At 73.9% G+C, this 6,000-nt stretch carries 5 protein-coding genes; 4 read left to right on the top strand and 1 reads right to left on the bottom strand.

The genetic code is table 11. The features are described from left to right. Window positions 1–33 precede the first annotated feature (33 nt). Window positions 34–1,140: a Nickel transporter NicT gene (gene nicT / locus FHL80_RS18935; protein ID WP_138734914.1), complete on the bottom strand. Its 1,107-nt coding sequence runs from the start codon at window positions 1,138–1,140 to the stop codon at window positions 34–36. Between the two features lie 317 nt (window positions 1,141–1,457). Between nicT and FHL80_RS18930 the strand changes: the two genes are divergently transcribed. The 4 genes from FHL80_RS18930 (at window position 1,458) to FHL80_RS18915 (ending at window position 5,997) form a co-directional block, all read left to right on the top strand. Continuing rightward, complete coding sequence (locus tag FHL80_RS18930; RefSeq protein ID WP_138734913.1) at window positions 1,458–2,813, top strand: ammonium transporter; 1,356 nt, start codon at window positions 1,458–1,460, stop codon at window positions 2,811–2,813. Continuing rightward, entirely contained in the window at window positions 2,810–3,148 is a 339-nt protein-coding gene (locus tag FHL80_RS18925) for a P-II family nitrogen regulator (protein ID WP_138734912.1), read from the top strand. Before FHL80_RS18930 ends, FHL80_RS18925 begins: the two co-directional genes overlap by 4 nt. A 165-nt stretch (window positions 3,149–3,313) precedes the next feature. Continuing rightward, a complete protein-coding gene (locus tag FHL80_RS18920) occupies window positions 3,314–5,677 on the top strand; it encodes a [protein-PII] uridylyltransferase (protein WP_138734911.1) in 2,364 nt (787 codons plus the stop codon). 128 nt (window positions 5,678–5,805) lie between these two features. After that, window positions 5,806–5,997, top strand: a complete 192-nt coding sequence (locus tag FHL80_RS18915; protein ID WP_246078798.1) for a hypothetical protein — start codon at window positions 5,806–5,808, stop codon at window positions 5,995–5,997. Window positions 5,998–6,000 lie beyond the last annotated feature (3 nt).

Genomic DNA, 6,000 nt, shown 5'->3' with positions numbered 1-6,000 from the left:
GTCGGGGGGTGATCGTTGGGGGGTGATCGGTCCTCAGCTGTCGGCGGGGTGCGGCGTCCAGCGCTGCTCGATCCGGCCGAACCGCCACACGCCCAGCGCGAGCGCCCAGGTGAGCACGAAGAGCCCCACGACGGCGAACCCGACGAACTCCAGGTCGAGCGAGGCGATCCAGGCCAGTGGCCCACCCTCGACGTCGAGCCGGTCGACCAGCAGCCCGATGAGCACCATCGCCCCGATGACCAGCGCCACGGTCACCGACAGCAGCGTCACCGTCAGGTTGTAGAAGACCTTGCGGACCGGCTTGAGGAACGCCCAGCCGTAGGCGCGGGACATCAGCACGCCGTCCGCGGTGTCGAACAGGCTCATGCCGGCCGCGAACAGCACCGGCAGCACGAGGATGGCGTACCAGGGCAGGACGAAGGCGGCCGAGCCGGCGGCGAGCACGAGCAGGGCGACCTGCGTGGCGGTGTCGAAGCCCAGGCCCATCAGCAGGCCGACGGGGTAGAGGTGCCAGGCCTTGCTGACCCGCCGCGTCACCCGGTTCAGCAGCCGGGCCAGGAAGCCGCGGTTGTGCAGGTGGTGCTCCAGTTCGGCCTCGTCGAACTCCCCGGACCGCATCCGGCGGAACACCCGGGCGATGCCCACGGCGGCGCTCAGGTTCATCAGGCCGATGACGAGCAGGAAGGTGCCCGCGACCAGGGTGCCGATCAGGCCGAGGGTCTGGCCGACCTCGGAGTCGCCGTCCTGCACGACCCCGGCGACCGACCGCACACCCGCGACCAGCAGCAGGCTGGCGACGAACACGACCGAGGAGTGGCCGAGGGAGAACCAGAACCCCGCGCTCACCGACGGCTTGCCCTCGCCGACGAGCTTGCGGGTCGTGTTGTCGATCGAGGCGATGTGGTCGGCGTCGAAGGCGTGCCGCACACCCAGCATGTAGGCGGTCAACCCCACCCCGACGCCGAGGACGCCGGTGCTGCCGAGCTGGTAGTCCCGCGGTGCGACGGCGAGGACGAGCACGCCCCAGCCGAGCACGTGCAGCAGCGCCACGAACCCGGTCATCCCGCCGATGCTGCGTCGCTCCTGGCGGCTGAACCCGCCGGCGGCCTGAACAGGGGAGGTCGTCGGGGCCGAGGTCACCGGCAGACCTTATTGCACGCTATTTGCAACTGCACAGGGCTCGCAACAAGCGGTGCGCACCGTCCCGAGCCGTCACCGAGAGCACCCGCGCGGGCACGCCGACAGGGCGCGCAACACGACCGGAACACACGACGGCGACACGCGGTGCGGAGTTCACCGCCGGGAAACACGTTCGCGCCGCCGTCGGAAACACGGGGTCGGCACCGTCTGCACCACGTTCCCCAGACCCCGGGGACGTCGCCCTCCACCCGCTGCCCCGGCGCAGGTGGTCCGCCCACACCGTGGCCCCGCCACACCCGACACCTCAGGAGGTTGCCGTGGACACCGGCGACACCGCCTGGGTCCTGGCCAGCGCCGCACTGGTGCTGCTGATGACCCCGGGTCTCGCACTCTTCTACGGCGGCATGGTCCGCGCGAAGAGCGTCTTGAACATGATGATGATGAGCTTCGGAGCGCTGGCTCTCATCAGCGTGCTCTGGGTGCTCTACGGCTACTCGATGGCCTTCGGGGACGACGTCGGCGCTGGCCTGCTGGGCGACCCCTTCGAGTTCTTCGGCCTCAAGGGCCTGATGGGCACGGAGGGCATCGACAACGGCTTCGCCGCGACCAGCCTGGTCTTCACCATCCCCTCGATGGCCTTCGTCGCCTTCCAGGCTGTCTTCGCGATCATCACCGTCGCGCTGATCTCCGGCGCCATCGCCGACCGCGCCCGCTTCGGCCCGTGGATGGTCTTCGCCGGCATCTGGGCCACGGTCGTGTACTTCCCGGTCGCGCACTGGGTCTTCGCCTTCAACGGCGCGGAGTCCGAGACCGGTGGCTGGATCGCCAACGACCTGCTGGCGGTCGACTTCGCCGGTGGCACCGCGGTGCACGTCAACGCCGGTGCTGCGGGCCTGGCCCTCGCGCTGGTGCTCGGCAAGCGGCGGGGCTTCGGTCGTGACCCGATGCGCCCGCACAACCTGACGCTGGTCATGCTCGGTGCCGGGCTGCTCTGGTTCGGCTGGTTCGGCTTCAACGCCGGGTCCGCCCTGTCGGCGAACGGCCAGGCCGCCGAGGTCTGGGTGACCACCATGGTCGCCACCGGCGCCGCGGCGCTGGGCTGGCTGCTCACGGAGAAGATCCGGGACGGGCACGCCACCTCGCTGGGTGCCGCGTCCGGTGTCGTGGCGGGTCTGGTCGCCATCACGCCGTCCTGCTCCGCGGTCACCCCGGTCGGCGCGATCATCGTCGGCGCGGTCGCCGGTGTGGTCTGCGCCCTGGCCGTGGGGCTGAAGTACAAGCTCGGCTACGACGACTCGCTCGACGTCGTCGGCGTCCACCTGGTCGGTGGCCTCTGGGGCACCCTCTCCGTCGGTCTGCTCGCCTCGGCGACGGCCACCGCCGGGGTCGAGGGGCTCTTCTACGGGGGCGGTCTGGGCCAGCTGGGCAAGCAGGCGGTCGGCGCGCTGGCCGTCCTGGCCTACTCGTTCGTGCTCACCTACGTCATCGGCCTCGCCATCCAGAAGACGATCGGCTTCCGGGTCAGCGAGGAGGACGAGGTCGCCGGCATCGACAGCGTCGTGCACGCTGAGACGGCCTACGACTTCGCCTCCCTGGGCGGCAGTGGCGGCGCCACACTGGTCGGCCAGGCACACGCCGAGGCCCGCAACACCGAAGGAGCGACCCGGGCATGAAGCTCGTCACCGCGATCGTCAAGCCGTTCAAGCTCGACGACGTCAAGAACGCGCTGGAGCTGATCGGCATCGCCGGTCTCACCGTCAGCGAGGTCCAGGGCTTCGGCCGTCAGCGCGGCCACACCGAGGTCTACCGCGGTGCGGAGTACCAGGTGGACTTCGTCCCCAAGGTCCGCATCGAGGTCGTCGTCAGCGAGCTGGATGCGGCGCGCGTCGTCGACGCGGTCGTCGAGTCGGCGTCCACCGGCCAGATCGGCGACGGCAAGGTGTGGGTCACCACGATCGACGAGATCGTCCGGGTCCGCACCGGTGAGCGCGGGGCCGACGCGCTCTGAGCAAGGACCCCGTCCCCCTCACCCTCACCCTCGCACGCTCGGGTGAGCCTCGGGACGGGGCCGGCACCGGGATCGGACGTCGGCCGGGGCGGTGGGGAGACCCGCTGTCCCGGCCGACGCCGTCCGCCGGACGGAGGACCGCCGCGCGACGACCGGGAGGTGCCCGTGCTCGACCACTCCGCCCTGACCACCCTGACCCGCGCCGAGCGGGTCCGGGCGGTCGACGACTGGCTCGCCGGCCTGCTGGCCGACGCCCTGGCGGGCACCCCGCGCCCGTCCCGCCGGCGCAGCGGCCCGCCGTCGGGACCGGCCGGCGCGGGCGTGGCGCTGGTGGCGGTCGGCAGCCTGGGGCGCCGCGAGCTGCCGCCGCACGGCGACCTCGACCTGGTGCTGGTGCACGACGGGCGGCGGGAGATCGCCGCCCTGGCCGACGCCCTCTGGTACCCGGTCTGGGACGCCGGCCTGCGGCTGGACCACTCCGTGCGGACCGTCGCCGAGGCCGTGTCGGTGGCCGGGGACGACGTCAAGGCCGGCCTCGGCCTGCTCGACGCCCGGCACGTCGCCGGTGACCCGGAGGTCACGACGGCCCTGCGGACGGCGACCCTCGGCTCGTGGCGTCAGCACGCCGGCCGCCTGCTGCCCCAGCTGCGGGAGATCCGCCGCAGCCGGAGCCGCCAGCTCGGGGAGCTCGGCTTCCTCCTCGAACCCGACCTCAAGGAGGCCTACGGCGGGCTGCGCGAGGGCCAGGTGCTCCGCGCGGTCGCCGCGGCCCAGCTCGCCGACGAGCCGCCGGCCGACGCCGGTGAGGCCTACGGGTTCCTCCTCGACGTGCGGGACGCGCTCCAGCGCAGCACCGGCCGGGCCACCGATGCCCTGGTGCGCCAGGAGCAGCGCCCGGTCGCCGACCAGCTCGCGCTGGCCGACGACGACGTGCTGCTGCGCCGGGTCAGCCTGGCCGGCCGCCGGCTGGCCTTCGTCGCCGACGAGACGTGGCGCCGGGTCGACGCCACGCTGGTGCGCCGGCCGCGGTCCCGCTACCGCCGGGTGCGCCGGGAGCCGCTGGCCGAGGGGCTGGTGCGCCAGGGCGACGAGGTGGTGCTGGCCCGCGACGCCCGCCCCGCCGCCGACCCCGGCCTGGTGCTCCGCGGTGCCGCCGCCGCGGCCCGCGCCGACCTGCTGCTCTCCCCGTACACGCTCAAGGTGCTGGCCGTGCACGCCCCGCCGCTGCCCGAGCCGTGGCCGCCGGAGGTGCGCTGGTCCTTCCTGCGGCTGCTGGCCAGCGGGCGCAGCGCCGTCCCCGTGCTCGAGCAACTGGACCAGGAGGGGCTGCTGTCCCGGATGCTGCCGGAGTGGGACCGGGTGCGGTCGCTGCCGCAGCGGCACCCGTGGCACCGCTTCACCGTCGACCGGCACCTCGTGGAGGCGGCCGCAGCCGCGGCCGAGCTGACCCGGGACGTCGACCGTCCGGACCTGCTGCTGGTCGGGGCGCTGCTGCACGACATCGGCAAGGGCTGGCCCGGCGACCACACCGACGTGGGCGTCGTCGTCGTGGCCGAGATGGCCGCCCGGATGGGCTTCAGCGAGCCGGACGTGGAGACGCTGGTCGCGATGGTCCGCCACCACCTGCTGCTGCCCGACGTCGCCACCCGCCGGGACCTCGACGACCCGCTGACCGTGGACCGGGTGGTGGAGGCGATCGGCGGGGACGCCGCGCTGCTGCAGCTGCTGCACGGCCTGGCGCAGGCCGACGGCGCCGCGACCAGCAGCTCGGCCTGGTCGCCCTGGAAGGCCCACCTGGTGGCCGCGCTGGTGGCCCGGGTCGCGGCCCGGCTGGGCAGCGCACCGCTGCCCGAGCCGGTGCTCGAGCCGACCCAGCCGCAGGTGACCACCCCGGCGCCGGCCGTGTCCGGGCAGACCGAGCCGGTCACCGTCGGGGTGGAGGACGTCCTCGACGGGCAGCAGGTCACCATCGGCGCCGCGGACCGGCCCGGGCTGTTCAGCCTCTGTGCCGGCGTGCTCGCGCTCAACCAGCTGGACGTGCGGGCGGCCCGGGTGAGCGTGCAGGACGGTCACGGCACGCTGGTCTTCGCCGTCCGGCCGCGGTTCGGGCGCCCGCCGGTGCCGGAGATCCTGGCCGACGGCGTGCGCGCCGCGCTGGAGGGGACGCTGCCGCTGGGTGAGCGGCTGCGCCAACGGGAGCGTGACTACAGCCAGGACCGCACCCCCGGTCGCCCGCCGCGGATCTCCTGGTTCGACGCGGAGGCGACCGGCATCACCGGCCTGGTCGAGGTGCGGGCCAGCGACCGGGCGGGCCTGCTGCACCGGCTGACCGCCGCCCTCGCCGACGCCGGGCTGGACGTCAGCTCGGCGACGGTCGAGACGCTGGGTGCCGACGCGGTCGACGCCTTCTACGTCTGCGATCCCTCGGGCACCCCGATCGACCCCGGTCAGCGGGAGCGGGTCGAGCGGGCGCTCGTGGCGGCCGTCCGGGGGGACGCGCCCGACCCGGCCGCCCTCGGGGAGCGCTGACGGTCCCTGCCGCAAGCGCGACACGCCCGCCGGGGTTGCCGGTTTCTGTCGTACCGCCGTGAGACGTTCCAGGAGCCGGACGGGACGGCGTCCCGACGAACCGGCGCCGAGACGAGAGGGAGCGCCCCGTGAGCGACCTGCAGACCCTGCCGTGCCCCACCTGCGGCGAGGACACCGACTTCGAGCAGCCGAGCTGCATCGACGGCCACACCGCCGACGGCGGCGCCTGCCCCGAGTGGGCCTGCACCGAGTGCGGCACCGCGCTGGTCATCGGCGACGTCCCCGTCTCCCGGCCGGAGACCTGGCACCGCGCCGCCTGAACG

This window comes from Modestobacter excelsi, from assembly GCF_005930495.1.
Taxonomy (GTDB): Bacteria; Actinomycetota; Actinomycetes; order Mycobacteriales; family Geodermatophilaceae; genus Modestobacter; species Modestobacter excelsi.
This window is presented reverse-complemented; position numbering and strand designations above follow the sequence as displayed.